The organism is Georgenia alba, from assembly GCF_042665525.1.
Classification (GTDB): Bacteria; Actinomycetota; Actinomycetes; order Actinomycetales; family Actinomycetaceae; genus Allobogoriella; species Allobogoriella alba.
On record NZ_JBHTCQ010000001.1, the window covers coordinates 541,437 to 564,148 of the forward strand.

General features: G+C 71.3%; 24 protein-coding genes. 14 read left to right on the forward strand and 10 right to left on the reverse strand.

Features of this window, described 5'->3' with window-relative positions; all coding sequences use genetic code 11:
* Positions 1–12: 12 nt before the first annotated feature.
* The 6 genes from ACFQQL_RS02600 to ACFQQL_RS02625 are packed head-to-tail and all read right to left on the reverse strand — an operon-like array spanning position 13 to position 7,942.
* Entirely contained in the window at positions 13–561 is a 549-nt protein-coding gene (locus ACFQQL_RS02600; protein ID WP_382390948.1) for a hypothetical protein, read from the reverse strand.
* Positions 558–4,481 (reverse strand): type VII secretion protein EccCa, encoded by a 3,924-nt coding sequence (gene eccCa / locus ACFQQL_RS02605; RefSeq protein ID WP_382390950.1) that lies wholly within the window; start codon positions 4,479–4,481, stop codon positions 558–560. Before eccCa ends, ACFQQL_RS02600 begins: the two co-directional genes overlap by 4 nt.
* A complete protein-coding gene (locus ACFQQL_RS02610) occupies positions 4,478–5,287 on the reverse strand; it encodes a hypothetical protein (protein ID WP_382390952.1) in 810 nt (269 codons plus the stop codon). Before ACFQQL_RS02610 ends, eccCa begins: the two co-directional genes overlap by 4 nt.
* Positions 5,287–6,600, reverse strand: a complete 1,314-nt coding sequence (gene eccD / locus ACFQQL_RS02615) for a type VII secretion integral membrane protein EccD (RefSeq protein WP_382390954.1) — start codon at positions 6,598–6,600, stop codon at positions 5,287–5,289. Before eccD ends, ACFQQL_RS02610 begins: the two co-directional genes overlap by 1 nt.
* The gene (locus ACFQQL_RS02620; protein WP_382390956.1) at positions 6,597–7,109 is read right to left on the reverse strand and encodes a hypothetical protein; all 513 of its coding nucleotides are present in this window, start codon (positions 7,107–7,109) and stop codon (positions 6,597–6,599) included. The genes eccD and ACFQQL_RS02620 overlap by 4 nt, the downstream gene beginning before the upstream one ends.
* On the reverse strand, positions 7,106–7,942 hold the full coding sequence (locus tag ACFQQL_RS02625) for an FHA domain-containing protein (protein WP_382390958.1): 837 nt from the start codon (positions 7,940–7,942) through the stop codon (positions 7,106–7,108). The genes ACFQQL_RS02620 and ACFQQL_RS02625 overlap by 4 nt, the downstream gene beginning before the upstream one ends.
* Positions 7,943–8,181: 239 nt before the next feature.
* Between ACFQQL_RS02625 and ACFQQL_RS02630 the strand changes: the two genes are divergently transcribed.
* The 10 genes from ACFQQL_RS02630 (at position 8,182) to ACFQQL_RS02675 (ending at position 16,139) form a co-directional block, all read left to right on the forward strand.
* Complete coding sequence (locus ACFQQL_RS02630) at positions 8,182–8,523, forward strand: hypothetical protein (RefSeq protein WP_382390960.1); 342 nt, start codon at positions 8,182–8,184, stop codon at positions 8,521–8,523.
* Between the two features lie 42 nt (positions 8,524–8,565).
* Positions 8,566–8,874 carry a hypothetical protein gene (locus ACFQQL_RS02635; RefSeq protein ID WP_382390962.1) on the forward strand — a complete coding sequence of 103 codons (309 nt, stop codon included), beginning with the start codon at positions 8,566–8,568 and terminating at the stop codon, positions 8,872–8,874.
* 140 nt (positions 8,875–9,014) lie between these two features.
* Positions 9,015–9,380, forward strand: a complete 366-nt coding sequence (locus tag ACFQQL_RS02640) for a DUF6507 family protein (protein ID WP_382390964.1) — start codon at positions 9,015–9,017, stop codon at positions 9,378–9,380.
* A 13-nt stretch (positions 9,381–9,393) separates the two neighbouring features.
* Positions 9,394–10,410 (forward strand): DUF6177 family protein, encoded by a 1,017-nt coding sequence (locus ACFQQL_RS02645; RefSeq protein WP_382390966.1) that lies wholly within the window; start codon positions 9,394–9,396, stop codon positions 10,408–10,410.
* A complete protein-coding gene (locus tag ACFQQL_RS02650) occupies positions 10,410–10,745 on the forward strand; it encodes a hypothetical protein (protein ID WP_382390968.1) in 336 nt (111 codons plus the stop codon). The genes ACFQQL_RS02645 and ACFQQL_RS02650 overlap by 1 nt, the downstream gene beginning before the upstream one ends.
* A gap of 96 nt (positions 10,746–10,841) precedes the next feature.
* Positions 10,842–14,216 carry a GH-E family nuclease gene (locus tag ACFQQL_RS02655; RefSeq protein ID WP_382390970.1) on the forward strand — a complete coding sequence of 1,125 codons (3,375 nt, stop codon included), beginning with the start codon at positions 10,842–10,844 and terminating at the stop codon, positions 14,214–14,216.
* A gap of 17 nt (positions 14,217–14,233) precedes the next feature.
* Positions 14,234–14,671, forward strand: a complete 438-nt coding sequence (locus ACFQQL_RS02660) for a hypothetical protein (RefSeq protein WP_382390972.1) — start codon at positions 14,234–14,236, stop codon at positions 14,669–14,671.
* Positions 14,668–15,123 (forward strand): hypothetical protein, encoded by a 456-nt coding sequence (locus ACFQQL_RS02665; RefSeq protein WP_382390974.1) that lies wholly within the window; start codon positions 14,668–14,670, stop codon positions 15,121–15,123. Before ACFQQL_RS02660 ends, ACFQQL_RS02665 begins: the two co-directional genes overlap by 4 nt.
* 84 nt (positions 15,124–15,207) lie before the next feature.
* Positions 15,208–15,744, forward strand: a complete 537-nt coding sequence (locus ACFQQL_RS02670) for a hypothetical protein (protein ID WP_382390976.1) — start codon at positions 15,208–15,210, stop codon at positions 15,742–15,744.
* A 17-nt stretch (positions 15,745–15,761) separates the two neighbouring features.
* A complete protein-coding gene (locus ACFQQL_RS02675; protein ID WP_465253988.1) occupies positions 15,762–16,139 on the forward strand; it encodes a DUF2185 domain-containing protein in 378 nt (125 codons plus the stop codon).
* Positions 16,140–16,202: 63 nt separating this feature from the next.
* Here ACFQQL_RS02675 and ACFQQL_RS02680 read toward each other — a convergent pair whose 3' ends face one another.
* A complete protein-coding gene (locus ACFQQL_RS02680) occupies positions 16,203–16,796 on the reverse strand; it encodes a TetR/AcrR family transcriptional regulator (protein WP_382390980.1) in 594 nt (197 codons plus the stop codon).
* 117 nt (positions 16,797–16,913) lie between these two features.
* Between ACFQQL_RS02680 and ACFQQL_RS02685 the strand changes: the two genes are divergently transcribed.
* On the forward strand, positions 16,914–17,369 hold the full coding sequence (locus ACFQQL_RS02685; RefSeq protein WP_465254014.1) for a GNAT family N-acetyltransferase: 456 nt from the start codon (positions 16,914–16,916) through the stop codon (positions 17,367–17,369).
* 65 nt (positions 17,370–17,434) lie between these two features.
* A complete protein-coding gene (locus ACFQQL_RS02690; RefSeq protein ID WP_382390984.1) occupies positions 17,435–18,079 on the forward strand; it encodes a phosphoribosyltransferase in 645 nt (214 codons plus the stop codon).
* 9 nt (positions 18,080–18,088) lie between these two features.
* On the opposite strand, the gene ACFQQL_RS02695 is transcribed toward ACFQQL_RS02690, so the two are convergent.
* Positions 18,089–18,994, reverse strand: coding sequence for an alpha/beta fold hydrolase (locus ACFQQL_RS02695; RefSeq protein WP_382390986.1), 906 nt, complete (start codon positions 18,992–18,994; stop codon positions 18,089–18,091).
* Positions 18,995–19,062: 68 nt separating this feature from the next.
* Between ACFQQL_RS02695 and ACFQQL_RS02700 the strand changes: the two genes are divergently transcribed.
* Both ACFQQL_RS02700 and ACFQQL_RS02705 read left to right on the forward strand, forming a co-directional pair.
* Positions 19,063–19,605 carry a TetR/AcrR family transcriptional regulator gene (locus ACFQQL_RS02700; RefSeq protein ID WP_382390988.1) on the forward strand — a complete coding sequence of 181 codons (543 nt, stop codon included), beginning with the start codon at positions 19,063–19,065 and terminating at the stop codon, positions 19,603–19,605.
* 84 nt (positions 19,606–19,689) lie between these two features.
* A complete protein-coding gene (locus tag ACFQQL_RS02705; protein WP_382390990.1) occupies positions 19,690–20,325 on the forward strand; it encodes an endonuclease in 636 nt (211 codons plus the stop codon).
* A 29-nt stretch (positions 20,326–20,354) separates the two neighbouring features.
* Here ACFQQL_RS02705 and ACFQQL_RS02710 read toward each other — a convergent pair whose 3' ends face one another.
* On the reverse strand, positions 20,355–21,410 hold the full coding sequence (locus tag ACFQQL_RS02710; protein WP_382390992.1) for an LLM class F420-dependent oxidoreductase: 1,056 nt from the start codon (positions 21,408–21,410) through the stop codon (positions 20,355–20,357).
* Between the two features lie 17 nt (positions 21,411–21,427).
* A complete protein-coding gene (locus ACFQQL_RS02715; RefSeq protein WP_382390994.1) occupies positions 21,428–22,711 on the reverse strand; it encodes a glycosyltransferase in 1,284 nt (427 codons plus the stop codon).
* Between the last annotated feature and the right edge of the window lies 1 nt (position 22,712).

Here is a 22,712-nt window from a genome sequence, read left to right on the forward strand (position 1 = left end):
GCGCCGGCGCCGTCAGCTCAGGGCGGTCGCGGCGTGGTGCATCCAGCCCTCCACAGCGGTGCGCGCCTTGCGGGGGAGCGATCCCGGGCTGGGAGCCGGGCCGGGTGTTGCGAGGGCCGCCGCCCACGGGACGCGGATCAGGGGGAGACCGAGCAGCACGGTCGTCGACCGGGGTGACGTGCGCCGGTAGACCTGGTTGAGGACCAGGCTGACCCGTTCCATGAGTCGCGGGTCGCCGAGCGCGGAGGCCGCGTCGACGAACGCGCGTGCGTCGGCGACGCCGAGGTCGGTGGCCGGGGCGACGACGACGAGATGGCACTCGCCGGAGGCCAGGACCTCGGCAGCCGCGTTCGGCGTGTGCACGCCGGCGTCCCAGATCGCGGCGCGAGGGTTCACGGCGTGCACCTCGTCCCCGCCGGCGCGCTCGACCAGACCGCCGCGGTCGGTGCCGAGGAGCGTGGGGGCTCCCACCGGCGAGCCGCGCAGCCCGGCGAAGGCCGTTGCCGCCAAGGTGGTGGAACCCGCGCCGGACGAGGTGCTGAGGACGGCGAGCGTCATCATGCGATCTCCACCTCCGGCGTCGTGGCGACCTGCACGATGTGCGGGTTCTCGCCGCGGCGGAGGAATCGGCCCCGGCCCGGCGGGAAGCGTTCGGGGTAGATCCGCGGGGCGATCATCCCCTCGCTCCGCTCACCCGACATGAGCAGGAGGGAGCCGCCGGTCTCCCGCGTGGTCTGCATGAACGGGACGTAGAAGCCGCGGCTGGCTCCTGCGACGGGCCGGGAGACCACGACGTGCAGCTTGAGGTCGCGGGCCGCGACCAGGTGCGGCAGCAGCGCGTGGAACGGGTCGGCGCCTCCGGCGGAGACGAGGTCGAAGTCGTCGATCAGCACGACGATCCGCGGACTCTTGGCCTGCTCCTCCTTCGACCGCTCGGCCCGTTGCTGCAGCTCCTGGGCGATGGAGTTCGCCAGCCCGGCCGCCTGCCCGGCGTTCCGGGCGTGCGCGGCGAGGTACTTGTCCTCGACGACGCCGGGCACGTGCCCACGGATGTCGACGACGGCGATGGCGAGCTCCTCCTCGGTGAAGCGCTCCTGCAGCCCGACGGCGATCGTCCGCAGCAGGGTGGACTTCCCGCACTTCGCGTCGCCGAGAACCACGAGGTGCTGGTCCTCGCCGCTGAAGTCCCACCATGCGGTGTCCATCGTGTCCTGGCGGATCCCGAACGGGACGACGTCGGGCTCGTCGAACGCGTCTGGCAGCTCGTCGCGGGTGAAGTGGTGCGGGAGCAGCCGGATCGGTGCCGCCGACGGACCGTTCCACGCCTCGGCCGTGCGCTTGGCGAGATCCTCGAGCTCGTCGCCGACCTCGTCGTCCGGGACAAGGTCGAGGACCGGGAGGGCGACGTGCCCGAGGTGCTTGTTGTCCAGCAGCGCCCGGCCGGGGGTGTCGGCGGAGAGGTTGCCGGAGAGCTTGCGGTCGATCTGGGAGTCGCCGGGATCGTTCATCCGCAGCTCGACCCGGGTGCCGAACAGCGACTGGTGCGCGATGCGGAGGTCGCCCCACCGGTTCATCGCCATGACGAGGTGCAGGCCGAAGCTCGAGGCACGGAGCATGATGTCGACGAAAGCGTCCTCGAGCTCCTCGAAGTCCTGCCGCAGGGCCCCGTACCCGTCGACGAGCAGCACCACGTCCGGTGCGTTGAGCTCCGGCACCTTGCCGGCGGCATGCATGGTGCGCAGCTCGGTCATGGAGTCGACCGCGTACTTCTTGAAGATCCGCTCACGCAGCGCGAGCATCCCGGCGAGCTCCTCCAGGAGGCGCAGGAGCCGGTCGCGGCTCGAGCGTGCCGCCACGCCGCCCACGTGCGGGAAAGGCTCGATGCGCTGCAGCCCGCCACCGGTCAGGTCCATGCCGTAGATGGCGACGTGCTGCGGGGTGTACGTGAGTGCAAGGGACGCCGCTACGGTGCGCAGCAACGTGCTGCGGCCGGTCTGCGGTGCGCCGACGATCGCGACATGGCCGCCCGCGCGCGTCAGGTCCAGCACCCACGGCGCCTGGGACTGCTTGGCCGGGTCGTCCTCGAGCCCGAGGACGATCTTCAGGCCCTCCGTGTTGCGCTCCTCGAGCAGGCCGCCGAGCGCCACCCGCTCCGGCAGCGGGGGGAGCCAGACCGGACGCACGGCGATCTCGTCGTCGCGCAGCCGCTCGACCGCCTCGTCAACGAAGGTCCGTTCGGTCTCCGGGCGTGCCAGCTGAGGGGCGGAGGACTCCTGGCCCGACGCTCCCGCGGCGGAGTCGCGGCTGATGCCGTTGAACACGGGCAGTGCGAGCGGGCGTGGTGTGCTGTCGACCTGCTGGGGCCGGCGCTGCCGGTTGACGGGCCCGGAGACGTACCCGGCACGGAACCGCGAGTAGACGCTGGTGTCGACCTTGAGGTAGCCGTAGCCGGGGAGCGCCGGCAGGTGGTAGGCGTCCGGGGTGCTCAGCACGGTCTGCGACTCCGCCTCGCTGAACGTCCGCAGGCCGAGGCGGTACGAGAGGTAGGTGTCCAGGCCGCGGAGCTTGCCGCTCTCGATGCGTTGGCTGGAGAGCAGCAGATGCACCCCGATCGACCGGCCGATCCGGCCGATCTGGAGGAACAGGTCGATGAACTCCGGCTCGGCGGTCAGCAGCTCGCCGAACTCGTCGATGACCACGAACAGATGGGGCATCGGCGGCAGGTCCGGCCGCTCCTCGCGCAGCGCGCGGTAGTGCGTGATCGACGGGGAGGAGTCCGCGGACTTCAGCAGCTGCTGGCGCCGGACGACCTCACCCTGGATGGAGGCCCGCGCGCGGGTTGTCAGCTGGGGGTCGTCGGCGAGGTTGTCGATGAGACCGGCGAGGTGCGGCAACGGCGCGAACGGCGCGAACGCGGCGCCACCCTTGTAGTCGACGAGGATCATGCTGAGGTCCTCGGGACCGTGGGACATCGCCAGCGAGAGGATCAGCGTCCGAAGCATCTCGGACTTTCCGGACCCGGTGGCGCCGATGCAGATGCCGTGCGGCCCCATGCCGAGCTGGGCGGACTCCTTGAGGTCGAGGAAGACCGGGCTGCCACGGTCGTCGGAACCGAACGGCACCCGGAGGAACTCGGCGGGCGATCGGGGCCGCCAGAGCTCATCCGGATCGATGGTGGCAGGGTCCTCGACACCGAGGAGCTCGGTGAGGTCGAGGACCGGGGTGCCCTCCTCGTCCTCGCGGGCTCCGGTGGTCAGGGACAGCCGCATGGCGGACATGGCGCGCGCGGTCGCGGCGAAGAGCGTTGCCGACGCCTGGTCCGCCTCGAGCTCGACGTCCACGGCCTCGGGCGTGCCGGCCTGGGTGGTGACAACCCCGTCGCCGACGTTCAGCCGGACGTCGACGTTGTCGGGCTCGTCCATGCGGTCGGCGAGGACGTGGATCACGGTGATGCCGAGCTCGGCCAGCGTGGCGGACACCGGCAGCGTCGAGGCGCGGCGGCCGTGGTCGTCGACCAGGATCACCAGTCGCGCAGGGTCCGACCGGCGGGCCCCGGAGCGCCGGGTGCTGGTGGCGTGCTGGCTACGTGCGGCGAGCTCCTCGCCCAGCACCCGGGCGAGGCTCTCCATGTCCGGCGCCACCCGGCGGGCGGGGACGGGGCCGTCGAAGAGCTCCGGATCCTGGGCGTGCGGCAGCAGGTCGACGCCCTGCCAGTCAGCCGCTTGGTCGGGGCTGAACGTGGCCGCGATGACGACGTCGTCGGGTGAGTGGTGCGTGGCGAGCTGGAGCAGCATCGAGCGAGCCGCCGCCACCGCCTCATCGCGCGCGCCGACGACGGCCACGACGTGCGCTCCCCGTAGCTCGACCGGTACCGGCATGGCGGGCACGGACGAGTAGGCGGACGTCACGATGCTGACCTCGTGCAGAAGGCTCGGGTCATGCGGCTTCAGCGGGGACTCCGGTGGCGGGACCGACAGGGCGAACCACGGCACCGAGCCACGACCGAACCGGACGCGGAGGTAGTCACTGTCCTTCTTACGTCGCTCCCAGAGGCGGCTCGGGTCCCGCACCAGCGACATGAGGGCGGCGGGTTCCGGGTCGAGCGTCGCTGCGGCGTTCCGTGCCGTCGCCGCCCGCTCACGCAGGTCCCGGCGAGCCGTCTCGAGATAGTCCAGGTAGAGCTCGCGCTGCATCCGGGCCTGTCGCGCGGCGCGGCCTCGCTGGGACAGGGCCATGCCGAGGCCACCGACGATCGCGGCCACGAAGACGAGCGCGGCGATCATGAGGAACAGCGGGTTGCCGTTCCGCATCACCACCATCATCGTCACGGAGGTCAGTGCCCCGATCATCGGCATCATGTACTGCATCGGGGTACGGGCCTGGTCCTCGTCGACCGGAGGTGGCGGAGAGACGGTCTCCGGCTGGGGCCGTTCGAGGGGAACGGTGTGCCGCGTGGGTCGATGGACGAGCTTGACCGTCATGCGCGCCTCCCGCGAGCTCGGTCGACGAGTGTGGTCGCCAGCCGCAGCGCACCGAGGTTCGTCGTGGCGCGCAGGCGAGTGCTCGGGGCGGGCGAGGTTGCGGCGTGGGCGAGGTCGTGCGGCAGCACCACGGCCGGGATCGGTAGGCGATCCAGCACCACGCGCAGCGCTCCGGTGAGCCGCGCCTGGGTGTCGACGACGGCCAGCACGGCTCTCGTGCCGGCGCCTTCGGCGGTGTTCGCCAGGTCCAGGCCGTGCTGGATGGCGGGGAGGTCCGCGGCCGTGGTCACGCACACCAAGGACGAGGACGCGGTCACGTCACTCAGGTCGTCGGCCCGGCGGACACCCCAGTCGGTGACCACGAAGTCGAAGAAGCGGGATACCGGTGCCACGGTCTCCCACCAGCGGGCGTCGGCGGTCGTGCGATCGGCATCGGCGAGGTCGATCGCGTACCCACCGCCGGGTGTCCGGGCAAGCCCTTGCACCGCATCAGCGGCTTGCCGCGCTCCCGCCCGTTGCGCGGCGGTCCCCGGGTCCGGCGAGGCGTCGTCGGTCAGCCCGGCGCGCCAGAGCACCGATCGGCGGCCGGAGGAGGCGTTCACGGCCAGGATCCGGCCCCCGCGCCGGGAGACGAGCACGGACACGGCGAGGCCGGCCGCCGTCGAGGTGCCGACGCCGCCGGCGACGCCGACGAAGCCGACCCGGGTGCTCAGGGGCAGCGGTCCGCGCACGCTCGCGTCGAGCGAGGTGAGCTCGCGGATACGACTCTCGGCGCTCGTGGAGAGGACCGTGGAGATCATGCCCATCAGAAGGCCTCCACCAGGTCGGCGAACACCCCGAGCATGGCCAGCAGCAGCGGAACGACGGCGACCACGGACAGCAGCTCGAGGATGTTCCCCCACCGTCGCAGGCGTGCCTTGCTGTGCTCGCTCGGTCGGCTCCCGACCGCGACAGCCAGCGCCAGCACGACACCGACGGCGATGGTCAGCGCCCAGCCGGTCTGATCCGTGCTGATCTGCACGAGGAGGATGACCAGGCCGGTGCCTCCCGCGGCGAGGAGCGCCAGGCGCTGGGGCACGAGCGGCATCACGCGAGCCCGGAGCAGCAGGATCAGCGAGAGGGCGACGGTCAGCCACTGGCCCCACACATTGTCGTCGAGGGCAACGATCCACAGCGCGGCCCCCACCGGAAGGGCCGCGGCCACGACCGCCCACGTCAGTGCCCGGAACATGTCGACGACGGTCCGCGCGGCGTCATGACGGTCGACCGGCTCGCGGTCGAAGACTCGGTCGTCGAGCCCGGAGAGCCCGCTGAGCGTCATGGCGATCCCGGGCAGCAGCCCGATGGCGAGCGTGCCGACGGACGCGAGGAGGGCGGCGGCGTGCGAGACGGTGAGCCCGGCATGTCCGAAGCCGACCCAGGCGGCGACGAGCACGACGCCGGTCGCACCTCCGACGCCGAGCGAGGGGTCGCGGAAGCCTGCGACGCTGACGACTCCGGCGACCAGGCACACGAGCGCGAAGGCGACGAGCGCGGTCGCTGCCGGCAGGCCACCGGCGAGGCGAGCGGCGACGTCCGACGCCAGCACGAAGCAGGCCCCCACCGCCAGCGCCGCGATGACGACGGCGGGTCCGGCTGAGAGTCGGCGTGCCGTCACGACGCCCATTAGCACCACTGCCGCCGCGGCGAGTGCCAGGACGGAGGGCGCAGGCACGGACAGCACGGACCACCAGGTGGTGGCAAGGAAGCCGAGCAGCACGGCTGCGGCGGCTGCCGCGACGATTCCCCACACCGGCCGCCACGCGTCGCTCCGGACGGCACCGGCGTCGGCAACGATCTCCGTCACGTCGGCGACCTCGGGCGGAGGTGGCGCCTCGTCGATGCGGACGATGCGCAGGATCGAGCCATGGTCGACGCCCTGCTCGGCCAGGGTGAGCGAGCCGTCCAGCTGCTCACCGACCGTGGTGACCAGCACCACCGGGCGGGCCGAGCGTTGCTGGGCGTCGCCGACGAGGCCGAGCACGTCGGGCAGCAGCGCGGCAACCGGCTCGTCGTCCGGGAGGACGAGATCGGCCTTGAGGCTCTCACCCTGGATGGTGACGCGGGTGTAGTCGGTCATTCCTCCGCCTCTTCTTCGACCACCTGCTGGGTATCGGGGTCGATCGTCACTCCGGTCTCGGGATCCGTGTAGTGGCCGGTCTCCAGGTCGACGTACCAGTTCGTGCGGGGATCGACCGTTCGGCCCTGGGGATCGGTGGCCATCCCGGTCTCCTCGTTGATCTCCCAGCCGGTACGCGGATCGATCGTCACACCGGTCTGTGGATTGACCAGATACCCGGTCTCCTCGTCCTCCCGGAATCCGTTGCCGGGCTGGATCGGGCTGGCGCTGAGCGCCTCGCGGTAGGCGGCGACGGCCTGCTCCTGGCGTTGCTCGGCCAGCAGGTTCACGACGAAGGAGTATCCGAGGCACCCGACGCCGGCGACGGCTGCCAGCACCACCGACCCGATGAACCTCTTGAGGTTGGTGTTCACCGGGCGCCGGTAGCCGTCCCCGTACGCGATCGCCGAGGCGAGTCGGTCGCGGTGCGTCTTGGTGGTGTTGATGAGGGTCTTGTCGGGATCGATCATGCGAGCGCCCTCGATGCCTGGGTCCCCGGCGAGGCCGGCGCACTGTCGGTGATCTCCATGACCTTGTCGCCGAACGCGATGCGGGAGCCGACCGGGACGTTGACACGCGCTCGTGGCGGGATCCGCTCGAATCGTCCGCCCGGCCGCGCGACGGCGGTGCCGTTCGTCGAGCTGAGGTCCACCACGATGAGCGAGTCGACCGAAGGTTCTAGGAGGGCGTGGCTCTTCGACATCGTCCGGCTGAGGTCGGTGACGCCTACGAGGCGGTGGTCCATCCCGGGCGGGTTCGTCGGGTTGCGGCCGATGATCGTGGCGCTCTCGAGCCGGTGGGTGAAGCCGTCGTCGGCGACGAGGACGAGACGGGAGACGAGCTGGACGTTCTTTCCCCGGCCCCACTGGTTGCGGTCGGACACCGCCGTGGCGGGTGCGGGCTGCAGGTGGAGCGGATCTCGGCCTTTCCGGAGGTCCACGGTCAGGGCAGCACCACGTGCGAGCACGTGCGGGAGGGCGGTCCGTCGGTCCACCGTGCGAAGGCGGAGCAGTCGGTGACCCGCGCTCTGACCTGTTCGGTGTCGGTCGAGCACGAGCAGCACGGTGACCACGACGGCGGCCGCACCGGCGACGACGACGGGCGCGCGCCCCGAGCCGCCGGCCGACCCGGCCAGGCCGCCCGCAACCGCGGCTGCCACCAGGACCGTTCCGACGTCGAGGAGCAGGCTCAACAGCCGGCGGTCCGCTCTCACGACGCCGTCGAGCAGCCTCGTCGGCGAGACAGGTGTGCGGACGCCGTCGGACTGCAGGGGCGAGGTGCTGACGGGTTGGAACGCTCTCATCGTGGTCGTGGGCCACGTCCCGGTCCTCGGCGCGCGGGCGTGACCAAGCCTCCTCACTAGGTGGTCAGCAACGGACGCTAGCGTGCGACGGACGGTCTTGTCGTCGGTGGCTCAAACCCGGTGGGGAGTTGTCCCCATGGTTGTCGGCCCGCGGGATCCGTAGCATCGTGGTCGTTGGCTGTGCCACGACCGATCAAGCCTCATCAAGGCTCAGGGGGTTATCTGACATGAAGTTCTCGATGGAAGTCGACACCATGAACACGTTCGGGCAGACGTCCGAACGCCAGACTGACGATCTCGGCACGCTGGTGCGGAACTTCTTCGCCGCGACCGAGCCTGCCGAAGGCCAGCTCTCCGGCCCGCAGAAGGCCCGGCTCGACGAGTTCAAGCTGCGTCTGGACGACACGATCTCGGCGCTGCACCGCGGCTCCGGGGTGCTTGTCCAGACCGCGGCCGACCTGAACCAGACGCTGCACACGTTCGTGAACGAGAGCGCTGAGACGTACCGCAGCGCGCAGGGCTCCTCGAACTTCGAGGCAGCGACGACCAAGCTTGCGCCGGGCGGCTCGACGTCCGTCTGACGCGACCGGACAGACTTCGACTGGAACACAAGGAGCGGACTCATGGGCAAGAGCAACGACGGCGTCTTCGGCCACAACACCGGCGTCTCGCAGGAGGTCCAGTACGACCTGGACGCGCACGCCGGAAACCTCGAGAACTGGCTCTCGGAGAACATCGCCGCGGCCAAGGCGCTTGCGGGCGGGTACGTGCACGACGGCGTCTCCGACCAGCACCAGGCCATCCTCGCGGACTTCGTCCAGAACGGTGAGGAGACGAAGGGCATCATCCAGATGCTGCGTCAGGCGATGACCGAGAACGACGAGATCGGACAGGGCGCGCAGCGACGCGCCGAGGGTGCCCTCCCGATCTGATGCGCGTAACCCTCGGTGGCCGGCGCGGCGACCGAGGGCACCATCGCCCGTGCCGCGGAGTGCGGCACAGGGCTCTCTCCGGTCGGTGGCGGCATGATCGGCCACGCGGGTGGCACTCAGATCTAGGTGGCGAGGTTGGCGTGAGTAAGTGGAATATCAACCCCGAAGGGGTCGGGGGCGTCCTCGAGACGGTCGCGGAGGACAACCGGCAGCTCGGCAAGGCCCTGAGCGAGAGCAACTTCACCAGTGTGGTGAGCGGACTCGACTGGGGTGCACCCATCACGTCCGTGGTCCCGATGGCCTTGGGGAACCTGTTCACGGACCAGGAGCAGAACCTCAAGACCATCACGAACACCATCGCCGCGGGCACGCTGGGCGTCCTCAATGCGACACTCGCGTACAACCGTGGTCACTTCGAGATGGCGGCGACGTTCCAGTCGAAGATGAGCGAGACCGCTGAGGACGGGAAGTTCCGGTGGTGGGAGCAGCACGGCTACCACGTCTAGGCGGGAGTCTCTGATGCACGTCGTCCATCCCATCGTCGACGAGTGGACCGATACGTACGCGGTCTTCGTCGCATCGTCCCGTCACGTGCTGCTCACCGAGCCGCTGGCCGGGTTCCTCGACTTCACCAAGTCCGAGGGCCTCAAGCCGATCCTGGTGACCGGCCCGGAGGCGAGGATCAGCCCCTTCGTGTCGTTCGCGATGCTGCACGCCGGAGGACATTGGGTGCTGCAGACCGAGGACGGCGTCTTCGACGGGATGTCCGGATTCCGGATCGGGTCCTTCGCCGAGCTGTGGAGCTCGGTCCCGGGGCCGCGTGACCGCTGGCACACGTACACCGCGTGGAGCCCGGAGCCGGAGGGCGCACTGCTCTTCGACCTCTTCGCACACCAGCGTGCGGCGATCGACACGCAGGTGGGCCACGTCGGCGCGGCGATGGTGACGGCGCTGGGTGGCGGTGCGCTCGACATCTGGGGAACGACCGAGCCGCTCACCGAGACCTGGGACGTCGAGGCCGTCACCGAGACCGCTCGCCGCGGCATGCCGGTGTCCGACGTGATGCACGCGCGTGCTGCTGACGACTCCTTCTGCGACATCAGTGTGGAACGCACCAAGCGAGGCATCCTCGAGCACGTCAAGGGCGGCGTCCCGGTCGGCCCGTATCCCAGCGAGCCGGACGAGCTCATGGCCCGCGCGACGACGGCTCTGACGATGGCGGCAGAGCGGTTCCAGCCGACCGTCGGGTTCGTCTCGTTCACCGAGTCTGACGGCCAGTGGCAGGAAGCCCGCGCGAATCGGCCCGAGCTCCCGCTCGCCGTCGTGCTCGGGCCTCGCGCGGTCCACGACCTCAAGCTCGACGCGGACGAGCTCGGGAAGTGGTACGACCTGACCGTGCTGGGACGGAGGCGCACCCCGTGTGTGCTCGTACGGTTCACCCAGCCCGACACAGGGTTGTGGAGGCAGTTGACGATGTTCGCCTACGACCTCGGCATCGAGCGCATCTACGCCGCCGCCGGCTTCACGGAGAACTGATGCCGACCGAGATCGTCCTGCTGAGCGACATCGAGCCCACCGACGAGCTCCTGAAGAGTGCGGTCGGGAGCCTCCACCCGGACGGCACCTTCGTCAGCTTCCGTGGCGGCCAGATCCGGCAGCTCCTGGACCGTGACGGCCGCGCGCTGCTCTCAGTCTTCCCCACCCGGCCGGTGAACGAGGCGCGGGAGGCGACCGCCTCCGTGGCGACCGCGCCGGCGAGCTTCGGGCTGTGGACGGACATGACCATCCCGCACGGCGACGACGGCCGTGGCCGCGAGGCCGCGGAAGCCGTGGCGGCTGCCGTCGGCGGAGCGGTCACCGATCGGACCTGACGGGGACATCTCCCCATCGCGACCTGAACCAGACAATTCGTAGCATTCCCAAGATGCGCCGGAGTACGAGGAGAACGGACATGGGGGGCGTGAACCATGCTTGACGCGGGTGGTGGCGGCGGCAGCGGCCAGATCGGGAGCGGCTTCGAGGCACCCGTCGACGGCGAGGGCATGATCTCGCCGGCGATGTTCACGCTTCGGCACGAGACTCTGGACACAGAGCCGATCACCGATGCTGCCACCCTGCTGCGGGATATGGGCAAGAGGACGGCTCGCAACGTCAACCAGATCCACGGCAAGTGGGAGAATCTGAAGGCTCATTACGAGGCGCCGGAGGACCAGCAGGTCTACGCGCTGATGAACGATCCGAAGGAAGCGGCGGGGGAGTTCAAGCAGATCTGCTTCGACGCGGCGGACATCCTCGACACCTACGCCTCGAACCTCCAGAAGATGAAGCCGAAGCTGAGGACGTTCACGACCGAGGTCGAGAACTGGCGGAACCCGATCGTTGCGGACGGCTACAAGGTCGAAGTCGAGTCGTCCGAGGTCTCGACCGCGAGCGGCGCTTTCGACTGGGTGCCGGGCGTGGGTGACGACAAGGTGATGGCCCACTGGAAGGAGGACACCGCCTCCGTCCAGCAGAACGAGGACTTCCTGACCGAGTACGCAGGTTTCGTCCAGGAGGTCAAGACCTACGCTTTCACCGCCCACGACGACATCAACGCGTTGTGCCAGAACGTGGCGCCGAAGGCGAACAAGGATCTCGAAGCCCTGGAAGGCGTGACTGCCGAGCAGCTGGTGGCGAACTGGGGACCTGCCCAGGAGAACCGCACCTGCGGCGAGAGCACGGTTCACGGCCTCAACGAGTTCGGTAAGTCCACGTGGGAGGGCATCTACACCCTGGCCGGGTTCGAGCCGGGCGGCTGGTGGCCGGACGGCTGGTCCACAGAGAGCCTCGGCAACACGTGGAAGGGCATCGGCGACCTCGCCCTCTCCACCGTCGTGACCTTGGGAAGCCGGCCGACGGCCGCCGACTGGGCCACGGCGATCGCGACGCCGCCGGACGAGCGGAGCTGGTACCAGAACCGCCTGATCACCGCCCGCGACGCCGGCGCCGGGATCATCGGGTACGACCCCTATTCCGACGACCCGTGGCACAAGTGGAAGGACGACCCGGTCGCGGCGGGCTTCGAGATCGTCCCGGGCATCGTCACGGCCGTCGTGGGCACCAAGGGTGTCGGTGCGGCCACGAAGGTCGGGAAGACCGCACGCGGCGGAGGCGGCGGTGTGCCGGGCGGCGTCCCGGGTCTGCCGCGCTGGCTCACCGAAGGCGGCCTCAACACGAGCAGGCTGACTCCTGACTTCGATACGCCAGGCCGAGGCCGTGTCCCCGGCGTCGACATGAGTGATCTCGACTCGCTGACTCCCGGACCCGGCCGTACCCCGGACGGTGGTCACACGCCGAACGGCGGTGGACGCACTCCGGACGGTGGGGACAGCACGCCGGACGGCGGTCACCGGACTCCTGAGGGTGACCGGACTCCTGAGGGTGACCGGACTCCTGAGGGTGACCGGACTCCTGAGGGTGACCGGACTCCTGAGGGTGACCGGAGCCCTGAGGGTGACCGGACTCCTGAGGGTGACCGGAGCCCTGAGGGTGACCGGACTCCTGAGGGTGACCGGAGCCCTGAGGGTGACCGGAGCCCTGAGGGTGACCGGAGCCCTGAGGGTGACCGGAGCCCTGAGGGTGACCGGAGCCCTGAGGGTGACCGGAGCCCTGAGGGTGACCGGAGCCCTGAGGGTGACCGGACTCCTGAGGGTGACCGGACTCCTGAGCAGCAGGAGGTGCCGACCGGCAAGCTTCCCCCGAAGGGCCCGGCGAACTCGTTCGGTTACGACGAGAACGGCAACCGGCTCCCGTACGCCAACAGCCGCCCGAGCTACGCACCCGACCAGGTGGAGGAGGTCTGGCGGGATGCCATGGACGAGAACGGCGAGGTCTGGGTCCGGAACCGTGACGGTGAGCTCGTCCAGATCGAGTGGGAGCCTGGTCAGCCGCGCCGTGGCGTCTGGGACATGGGCCACACCCCCGGCAACGAGTACCGCGACCTGCGCCACCGGTACCTCAACCACGAGATCACGAAGGAGCAGTTCCTCCGGGAGTACCGCGACCCGGACAACTACCGGGTCGAGGACCCGGGTCGGAACCGGTCGCACGTCGACGAGGCCCCCAGCTCGAACGGTTCGTCGAATCCGGGTGGTCCGGCGTCGGCCGCCGCACCGGATGCTCCGCGGACTCCCGACGTCGACTCGGACGCCGGAGACGGAGCTCGGCCGACGCCGGACGACGACGGCTCACCTCAGCCGGCCGGCAGGCAGGGCGACGCTTCGGACACCGACCGCTCGACGCAGCAGGACGGTGACGACGCACCGGGTGACAGTGACGCCTCGCCCGACGAGTCTCGGCGCACCCCGGATGCCGAGACCGAGCCGGACGCCGGGGCCAGCCCGGACGCCGAGACCGACCCGGACGGCGGGAGCGGCTCGGACGGCGGGAGCGACCCGGATGCCGAGACCGACCCGAACCACGATGCGCTGCACCGGTATGACGACGTCGACGAGGCACCGGGAGACGGTGCCAGCGATGCCGAGGTCGAGGAGTGGGTCAACCAGACGCACGAACGGCACCCCGAGCTGTCGACGGACGACATTCGTGCTCTGCGTGACTACACCACCAACGACGGCTACACGGCGATGAACCCGGCCCTGCGCGACCCGTCGACCATGACGCCGGAAACGCAGGCCAGGATCGACCGCACGGTCAGCGCGCTCGGCGAGCTCCCGTCCTACGACGGGCTGACGTACCGCGGGACGAACCTTCCGCAGGATGTCTACGACAGCCTTCCCGAGCTCGCGCGCAGCGGTGAGCCGTACAGTGACCGGGCGTTCATGAGCACGTCGATCGACCCGGCCGTCGCGGACGGATTCTCGGGCGGTCCGACGGCGACGGTGTTCCACATCGACAGCTCGACGGGCGCGAACGTCACGCCGTTCTCCGCCTACCGCAGAGAGGCCGAGGTCCTCATACCGCCGGGTGCCTCGTTCGACGTGGTCGACGTGAACGACGTCAACGGAGTCCGGCACGTGGTGCTCCAGGACGTGCAGGCCGCCGCACCGCAGCCTCCGGCGGCCGCTGGGACCGCACCGGCGCCCGACGGCGGTGGCGGCGTAGCGCCGGGGCCGGGGGCGGCAGCCGCGGAGGAGGACGTGGTGCCCCCGACCGACACCTCGACCGCCGGCAACGGGAGCCGGGTGCGCGGGGCGACCAAGGAGTTCGGCGAGGCTGCGAACACCTTCAACGACCAGAGCGCGCAGAAGGGTATCCGGCAGGGTCGTGACCATGAGACCGTCGAACGCGGCCTGGATGAGGCCGACGAGATGGCACCGGCGAACCGCGGGGCCACGGAGTGAACGGACGAGGTGAGACCGTGGCGAAGCACCTCCCACGCGGTCTGTCTCGTGACCAGTTCCGTGAGTGGGTGCAGCAGAACTGGACGGATGGGCTCGCCGCGTCGTCACCGGTGGATCCGTCGCGGCTCAGCGCTGCGAAGCGTGACGACCACCCGCACCTGGAGCCGGCCGGCGGCTACGTCCTGCACCTGTTCGACGGTGCGTGGGTGTCCCTCGACGCAGACGGCGAGTCACGAATCGGTCGGGTGCGCGGTCTGTCCGAGGGCCGGCTCGTCGTCGAGATCGACGGTCAGACCTACCTCGCGGCCCGCCGCGACGGAGTCGCGTGGCCGGCCGGTGTCGATACGATGACGACGCCCGACCGTAGGATCGATGTCCTCGCCCGGCCCGCCGGCGCGGACGCGGATGACGAGCGCTGGTCGATCCGCACGGCATGGTTCGAGGAGGATCTATGAGCACCCCGTCGCCGGGCAACCTGACTGCCGCTCTCGAGAAGCTGCCGCCGCTCGAGTCGACAGCTTTCCGGGTCAGCCCCGAGGGCGCCGAGTTCGTCCGTGACGGTCAGATGGTGGTCACCGCGGGACCGCTCAGCGCGACGCGTGACCCCGCCCTCCTCGGCGCCGCCCCCGTCCTGTACGCGATCGCCGGCCGGACCGGCCGGGACATCTCGCCGTTCTCGGCGAACCGGACCGAGCAGGAGACGGTCTTCCTGCCGGGAACCGTCTTCGCGCTGTGGTCGACCATCGACGTCGACGGACGCGCCGTCCGGCTCGTCTTCGAGACGGAGATCGGGCAGACCATCGACGGCGAAACGGTGGAGGCGTTCACGGCCTCGGTCAGGGCGGCCGTGACAAGCCTCGACCCGGCGGCCGTGCCGCCCGACCGCTTCATCGGCGACATCGCGTGACTCGTCCGTGCGCCGCCGGCGCCGTTCGCCGCGATCTCCCCGTGGCCGCCGACCGTAAGCAGACATTCGATTGGAGAGTCAACGTTGGCTGACCTAGGACATCTCGCCCAGTACGGCTCGTTCGACGAGTTCATGGCGAGCTACGAGCCCTCCCAGGCGGCATGGACCGCCGGCTCGGGTCAGCCGTTGCTGATGTTCGCGCTCTCCAACCGGGACACCGACGCCCGAACGGCCATAGCGACGCGCCTCCTGGACGACGGTGCTGACGTGGGCGTCACCCTGTCGGACGGCTCGAACATGCTCCACGTCCTGCTCGCGCGCAAGACCCATGACGTGGAGGCCGAGGTGCCGATCCTCCGTCGGCTGATCGAGGGCGGGGCCGACGTCAACGGGGTGGCGGCCAAGTTCGGTACGCCACTGGAGACGGCCGCCGAGATGTTCAAGTTCAGTGACGAGACCCTGGCGCCGTTCTACGACGTGCTCCTCTCGCGTGAAGACCTGGACCTGCTGCGCGAGTCTCGCGGTCGCCCGGTCATCGACAACCTTCGCAGTCTCCGGGCGAAGCGTGCGATCCTCGTCGAGAAGGCGGAGACGTACCTCCGCGAGCGCGGCCTGGTCTGACGACGACTGAAAGGTGGATGCAGGTGCCTAGCTACCCCGAGTTCATCCCCAAGGCCGGGGCGTGCCTGACGACGAAGAACGTCCTGTCGGGTGCGGGTCGTGTCCGCTGGGCCGTGCGTGAGGAGCCCAAGGCGCCGGCCGACAACGGATGGCGGATCTTCTCGCACCTCGACAGCGAGGAGTACCTGGCAGACAGCTCCAACTTCCAGATCGTCGACTTCAACGAGGTCTGCGCGATCGAGCCTGCCCTGATCGGGATCTGGGACTTCGAGACGGGCTCCGACCTGCAGATCGTCGACGACGGTGACGGTGTCAAGATCGTCGACACCCCCAGCGGCCGGGAGATTTCCCCCGAGCATTTCTACGTCCCACCGCAGATGCGAGAGCAGGCCTGACTCGCCGGGCGACATGCTCGAGTCCGGCGAGCCGGAGCCCGGCTGACTGCCCGGTCCGCCGCCCTAGTCGCCCGACTCCCGGGTGACCTCCAGCACCGCGTCCACGGCCGCCGTCGCGCGTTCGACGTCGTCCGTGGCGAGGAGATCGACGAGCGCGCCGCGCAGGATCGCCAGCCCTGCCGTCCGGCGGGCGAGCCCCTCGGCCGTACCGCGCTCGCCGGGTGCCTGGTGGGCGGCGAGCAGGTCCAGCCAGTCCTCGACCGTGGAGCGGGCGAAACCTGCCCACGGCCCCGGCTCGCCGAGCAGGGAGCGGGAGTACCCCTCCAGCCAGAGGGTCAGCAGCGGCCGGTGCGACGGCGCGGCGAGCCATGCCCAGATGTGCCGCACCACCGCCTCGAGACCGCCCGCAGCCCCGTCGTCGGAGGGATGCAGGGACGCGATCGCCGCGAGCTCCTCGGCACGCGCCCGCTCGAGCAGCGCACGGACCAGCCCGTCCTTGCTCCCGAAGAGGAACAGCAGGACGCGGGGGCTGGAGCCGACGGCGGAAGCGAGGGGCCGCAGCGACAGGTCGCTCAGGCCGTGCGTGAGCGCGTACGCGTAGCACTTCTCCAGCAGCTCGGTCTTGCGCGCCGAAGGTGTTGCCGCCGCTTCCGTCATGGGGCTATCGTGCCAGTACTGACACGGTCGTTTCAGTAGGGCGGGAGGTGGACCGGCGTGGCACGGGACGTCCGCATCCGCCCGCTCGACCGGCCGGGCGACCTGGGCTGGATCGTCATGGCGCACGGCGAGACCTACCACCGAGAGTTCGGCTGGGACGCGAGCTTCGAGGCGCTCGTCGCCCGGATCGTCGCCGACTTCGCCGCCGGGCACGATCCAGCCCGCGAGGCCGTGTGGATCGCCGAGGTGGACGGCCGCCGGGCCGGCTGCCTCGGCTGCGTCGCCGCCGACCGGACCACCGCCAAGCTCCGGATCCTCCTCGTCGAGCCCTGGGCGCGCGGACTCGGCGTCGGAGGCCGGCTGGTCGACACCTGCGTGGAGTTCGCCCGATCGGCCGGCTACCACCGCATGACGTTGTGGACCGTCGACGTCCTGGAGGCCGCACGCGCGCTGTACCTCTCGCGTGGGTTCGAGCTCGTCGAGGAGGAGCCGCACCACGGCTTCGGCCACGCGCTCGTGGGCCAAAACTGGGAACGCGAGCTCGCGGTTGTCGGTCGGGCGCCCCGGTCGTAGCCTGACGGCGTCGTCGACCGGCCGGCCGCGACGGCGCGCCCCGGCCGCCCGTGAGGTGATCTGCGGTGGACGCCCGACCGTATGCCGACCGGCACGCCGCAGGCCGGGAGCTTGCCCGACACCTCGGCCACTACGCCGGCCGCGCCGACGTTCTCGTGATCGGCCTGCCGCGCGGGGGCGTCCCGGTGGCTGCCGAGGTGGCCCGGGCGTTGCGCGCCCCGCTCGACGCCCTCGTGGTCCGCAAGCTCGGCGTCCCCGGCCAGCCCGAGCTCGCGATGGGTGCGATCGCGCGGGTCGCGGGCCGCGTCGAGGTGGTCACGTACCAGGCGGTGCTCGATCTCGGTATCCCCGCCGAGGACTTCGAGCGAGTTCTCGAGCACGAGACCGTGGAGCTCGAGCGACGGGAGGCCCTCCTGGACAGGCACTCGCCGACAGTCGCCGGTCGGATCGCCGTCGTGGTCGACGACGGGCTCGCCACAGGGTCCACGGTGCGCGCGGCGCTGGCCGCCCTGCGGGCCGGTGACCCGGCACGCCTGGTCGTCGCGGTCCCGGTTGGAACGATCGAGGCCCGCGACGCCGTCGCGACGGACGCGGACGAGGTGGTCTGTCCCTGGACCCCGGAGCCGTTCGGCGGCGTCGGGGCCGGCTACGAGGACTTCACGCAGACGTCCGACGAGGAGGTCCGGGCGTTGTTGTCCGCGGCGCTCTGACCGGTCGGCTCACGGATGACCGAACAGGGCGCGCGCATGTGCCACGACGGCGTCCGGCCGCTCGTCCACGACCCAGTGCGCGGCTTGCGTGACCGTGGAGATCACGAGGTCGTCCGCGTGGGTGTCGTATCCCCCTAGCAGGTCCGCGCGCACGACCGGGTCCTCCGCGCCCAGGAGCAGGACGGTCGGTGTGCTGAGCCGCAAGTCGAGGTACGTGCCCCGCAAGATCCGGAGCCCTTCGCCGAGCACCATGCGGTACAGCCGCGACGCCGCCGCCGCGCGTGCCGGTTCGCGCAGCGGCCGGAGGTAGCACTCCAGGTCTGCGGCCGACCACACGTGCCCGTCCGCGGCGAACGCGGTGAACAGGTGGCGGGCGAGGCGCTGGTGGCCACCCCGCAGCATCCGTGGCCCGAGGACCGGGGTGATGATGACCTCCTGGAACCAGGTGTGCCGCATCCCGGCGAGGAGTCGGGCGTCGAACCGTAGGTACGGGTGCGGCACGCCGATGGCCATGTGGTGACTCACCCGGCCGGGGTGTCGGAGGCAGAGCTGGAAGGTCACGAGCGCCGACCAGTCGTGCGCGATGACGTCCACGTACGTCAGGTGGAGCGCGTCCAGCAGGGCGAGGAGGTCACCGAGGAGCTCCTCGCGGTCGTACGCCGAGTCCGGTGCGTCGGTCCAGCCGGCGCCGCGCAGGTCCGGCACGACGACGTGGTGGTCGCGGGCCAGGTCGGTGACGACGTGACGCCACACCCACCAGTGCTGCGGGAACCCGTGCAGCAGGAGCACGGGCGGCGCGCCCGTCGGGCCGGCCTCGGCGACGTGCGTCCGCAACCCGCCGGCGTCGACGAAGCGGTGCGTCACGCCGCCGATAGGTGGGAACGAGGCAGCTCCCGTGCCGTCCACGGCGACCATGGACCGAGTCTACTACGACCATAGTGTCCTGTCACTACGGATCTAGTGGCAGTGGCTAAGGTAGGCGTATGCCCACGACGCGGACCCGCGTCCTCGACGCCGCCATCGACCTCCTCGGGGGGCAAGGACTGCGTGCCCTGACCCACGGTCGGGTGGACGAGGCCGCCGGAGTGCCCCCGGGGTCGACCTCGAACTACTTCCGGACCCGCTCGGCTCTCCTTGTCGGCACGGCCGAGCGTGTCATCGAGCTTGAGATGCCCGGTGTCACGGCGGGCCTGGAACCGACGACACCGGAGGATCTCGTCGACGGTCTGTGCGCTCTGCTCGACCGGACGACCGGGCCCCAACGCACCCTGACGGCCGCCCGGTTGGTCCTGTTCCTGGAGGCCAGCCATCACCGAGCGCTGCGCGACATCCTCGACGGCGGCCGCGCCCAGATGGAGGCGGTCGTGGTGACGACGCTCGGGCGGGCCGGCGCGCGCGACCCGGGCGTCGCCGCCCGTGCGCTCATGGCCTGCCTCGAGGGCCTGATCCTCCACCGGATCACACGCGACGACCGCGGCGACGTTCGGCCGACCGTCGAGGCGGTGGTGCGTGGCCTCCTCGCGTGACAGGCCTGTCGCGCCGAGCGCCGGGTGCTGCGCCCGTGTTGCGGGTCACCCGCACCGCTCCTAGCGTCGCCGGTGGAGGGCGACATGACCCAGCAGCAGACCGCGACCGTGCTCCTCGAGCGGCACGGCACCACCTACGCGCGACAGGCGGGCCTGACGCTCAAGGACACGCCGTCGCCGCTGTACCGGCTCCTCGTCCTCAGCCTGCTGCTCTCTGCCCGCATCAGCGGGGATATCGCCGTCCGGGCGGCCCGTGAGCTGGGCACCTACCGCACCCCGCGGCGCATGGTGGACGCGACCTGGCAGCAGCGCGTCGACGCCCTCGGCCGCGGCGGCTACCGCCGATACGACGAGCGCACCGCGACCATGCTCGGCGACGGAGCCCGACAGCTCCTGACGACCCACCGAGGCGATCTGCGCCGGCTCCGCGACGAGGCCGAGAGCCCCGCGAAGATCCACGCCGCGCTGCAGCAATTCCCGGGCATCGGCCCGACCGGCGCGAGCATCTTCTGCCGGGAGGTCCAGGGCGTGTGGCCCGTTCTCGCCCCCTTCCTCGATGACAAGGTGCTCGACGGCGCCGGCCGGCTCGGTCTGCCCACGGACGCCCGGCGGCTGGCGCGCCTCGTCGACACGGCTGATCTGCCGCGCCTCGCCGCCGCGTGCGTGCGGGCCGCCCTGGACGAGGCCGTGGTCGACGACGTCCGCGCCCACACCCGCTGACCCTGCCGGGCGCGGAGGGCGAGATCCGGTCACTCCTGCAGCGCCTCGACCACCGCCGGCAGCGCCCGTGGGTCGGTCTGGATGACCAGCGTCGTGACCATCGACGCACGCCACGCCGCGACCTGCTGCCGCAGCTGTGCCGGGTTGCCGGCCAGCGCGACGTCGAGCACGAGCTCCGTCGGCACCGCGGCGGCCGCACCGGGCCGGTCGCCGTCGGCCCATCGACGCACGACCTCGGCGCAGGCGGCCTCGTGCCCCAGCCGCTCGACCGCCTGCCGGTGGAAGTTCGTCGACTCCGACCCCATGCCGCCGATGTAGAGGGCGAGGTGCGGCCGCAACCGGTCGGCGGCGGCCTCGACGTCGCTGCCCAGCGAGACCGGGACCGCCGCGGCGACCTCGAACTCGGCGGCCGGACGCAGGTCCGGCGAACGCCGCGCGAAGCCATCCGCAAGATGCTCCGCGTACGCGTTCGACATCCGGGGCGAGAACAGGAACGGCAGCCAGCCGTCCGCGATCTCGGCGGCGAGCGCCGTGTTCCGCGGACCCTGCGCGGCGAGGTGGATCGGGAGATCGGCCCGGTACGGGTGGACCGTGGACCGCAGCGGCTTGCCCTGACGGGTGCCGCCCGGGAACGGCAGCGTGTAGTGCCGCCCGGCGAGCTGGACCGGCCGGTCCCGGCGCAGCACCTGACGGACGATGTCGACGTACTCCCGGGTGCGCTCCAACGGGCGGGGGTACGACCGGCCGTACCAGCCCTCGACCACCTGGGGCCCGGAGGCGCCCAGCCCGAGGACGAACCGGCCGCCGGACAGGTGGTCCAACGTCATGGCGGCCATCGCCGTCGCGGTCGGGGTGCGGGCCGGCATCTGCGCGATGCCTGTGCCGAGGCGAACCTGCGCCGTGCGCGCGCCCCACCACGCCAGCGGCGTGAAGGCATCCGACCCGTACGCCTCGGCCGTCCACACCGAGTCGAGACCGAGGTCGTCGGCCGCGGCGACCGCCTCCGCGACGCCGGGAGGCGGTCCGGCGGACCAGTAGCCGGTGGCGAAGCCGAGTCGGAGCGTGGTCCGGCGGGTGTCGGTCATCCCGCCATCCTGCCCGGTCAAGGACGCCGAAGCAGACCCTCGACCGCGTCCGCTGCGGCCCGCGTGCCGCCGAGCGCCCGCAGCTCCGCGCCGAGACGTGCCGCCGCCTCGCGGAAGGACGACTCGCTCGCCACCTGCCGGTAGGCGGAGCGGATCGCCGCGGGCCTCGGGGTCCCGGTCCGCAGGTCGACGCCCGCGCCGGTCCAGGCGACGCGGGCCGCGACCTCGGGCTTGTCGAGGTCGCCGCCGGCCACCACGAGCGGCACGTCGTGACGCAGGGCCTGGACCACGCCGCCGAACCCGCCGTTGGTGATCATCAACGACGTACGGGGGAGCAGCGCGTCGTACGGCAGCATCTCGGCGACGCGGACGTTGCCGGGGAGCGCGCCGGGCAACGGGTCGGTCCGGTGACCGAGGCCGACGACGACCAGCACGTCCTCGTCGGCCAGTGCTTCGAGTGCGGGCCGGATCAGGTCGTCGGGGTCGACGTTGGCAGTGCCCTGGGTGAGGTGGACGACCGGGGTCTCGGCGTGGAGGACGTCGTCCCACCACGGCGGCAGGGGCGCCGACGTGCCGGCGGCCCCGCCGTCGTCGGTCAGGTCACCGACGAACCGGACGGAGCGCGGCAGGTCGGCGCGGGGGTAGTCCAGGCCTGCCGAACCGGGGGCGACCAGCAGCTCCGGGGAGTACCACATGGTCGGGAACCCGCCTCCGCCCGAGGGCAGACCGGCCGCGGAACGGCTGCGTCGGTAGGCCCGGTCCAACGGGGCCATGGCGAGGCGGGTCACCCCGGCGAGGGCGGTGTCGCGGATCCTCCCGACCACGCCCGCGCGGGGCCGCAGGCCGAGGCCCGGGGGCGGCACGTCCCGGCCGGGCAGCCAGGCGGGCACCGGGGAGAGCGTGGCCCACCGCGAGCCGGTGCGCTCGGCCGCGAAGCGGGTGCCCAGAGCCAACGGGTCGCCGGCCAGGACGTCCCACGGCTGCTCGTCGTGCGCGGCGAGCAGGTCCGCGGTCTGCGCCGGGGCCGTTCCGATGAAGAGATCCTCGAGGTTGTGCAGCACCTGACGAGGACCCTTGCGGCCCCGCATGCGGGGGAAGGTCGCCGCGAAGTCCCGCTCGTCGAAGTCCGGCGCCACCCGCCAGGGCACCCCGCGAGCACCGACCGCCTCGAACCCGTCCACGTAGGACCGGCCGGTGTACGCGCGGACGTCGTGCCCCCGGCGCACCAGCTCGGCAGCCACGGCCCTGATCGGGCGGGCGTGCCCGGCGAACGGCATGGCCGTGACCATCACCGAGGCCATG

Coding starts and splice junctions, on each gene's coding strand:
- ACFQQL_RS02685 (WP_465254014.1), top strand. CDS start 16,914: ATGGCGCACGGCGAGACCTACCACCGAGAGTTCGGCTGGGACGCGAGC.
- ACFQQL_RS02620 (WP_382390956.1), bottom strand. CDS start 7,109: ATGATCGATCCCGACAAGACCCTCATCAACACCACCAAGACGCACCGC.
- ACFQQL_RS02665 (WP_382390974.1), top strand. CDS start 14,668: ATGAGCACCCCGTCGCCGGGCAACCTGACTGCCGCTCTCGAGAAGCTG.
- ACFQQL_RS02630 (WP_382390960.1), top strand. CDS start 8,182: ATGGAAGTCGACACCATGAACACGTTCGGGCAGACGTCCGAACGCCAG.
- ACFQQL_RS02715 (WP_382390994.1), bottom strand. CDS start 22,711: ATGGCCTCGGTGATGGTCACGGCCATGCCGTTCGCCGGGCACGCCCGC.
- ACFQQL_RS02700 (WP_382390988.1), top strand. CDS start 19,063: ATGCCCACGACGCGGACCCGCGTCCTCGACGCCGCCATCGACCTCCTC.
- ACFQQL_RS02625 (WP_382390958.1), bottom strand. CDS start 7,942: ATGAGAGCGTTCCAACCCGTCAGCACCTCGCCCCTGCAGTCCGACGGC.
- ACFQQL_RS02645 (WP_382390966.1), top strand. CDS start 9,394: ATGCACGTCGTCCATCCCATCGTCGACGAGTGGACCGATACGTACGCG.
- eccCa (WP_382390950.1), bottom strand. CDS start 4,481: ATGACGGTCAAGCTCGTCCATCGACCCACGCGGCACACCGTTCCCCTC.
- ACFQQL_RS02710 (WP_382390992.1), bottom strand. CDS start 21,410: ATGACCGACACCCGCCGGACCACGCTCCGACTCGGCTTCGCCACCGGC.
- ACFQQL_RS02705 (WP_382390990.1), top strand. CDS start 19,690: ATGACCCAGCAGCAGACCGCGACCGTGCTCCTCGAGCGGCACGGCACC.
- eccD (WP_382390954.1), bottom strand. CDS start 6,600: ATGACCGACTACACCCGCGTCACCATCCAGGGTGAGAGCCTCAAGGCC.
- ACFQQL_RS02695 (WP_382390986.1), bottom strand. CDS start 18,994: ATGGTCGCCGTGGACGGCACGGGAGCTGCCTCGTTCCCACCTATCGGC.
- ACFQQL_RS02610 (WP_382390952.1), bottom strand. CDS start 5,287: ATGGGCATGATCTCCACGGTCCTCTCCACGAGCGCCGAGAGTCGTATC.
- ACFQQL_RS02650 (WP_382390968.1), top strand. CDS start 10,410: ATGCCGACCGAGATCGTCCTGCTGAGCGACATCGAGCCCACCGACGAG.
- ACFQQL_RS02680 (WP_382390980.1), bottom strand. CDS start 16,796: ATGACGGAAGCGGCGGCAACACCTTCGGCGCGCAAGACCGAGCTGCTG.
- ACFQQL_RS02655 (WP_382390970.1), top strand. CDS start 10,842: ATGCTTGACGCGGGTGGTGGCGGCGGCAGCGGCCAGATCGGGAGCGGC.
- ACFQQL_RS02635 (WP_382390962.1), top strand. CDS start 8,566: ATGGGCAAGAGCAACGACGGCGTCTTCGGCCACAACACCGGCGTCTCG.
- ACFQQL_RS02600 (WP_382390948.1), bottom strand. CDS start 561: ATGATGACGCTCGCCGTCCTCAGCACCTCGTCCGGCGCGGGTTCCACC.
- ACFQQL_RS02675 (WP_465253988.1), top strand. CDS start 15,762: ATGCAGGTGCCTAGCTACCCCGAGTTCATCCCCAAGGCCGGGGCGTGC.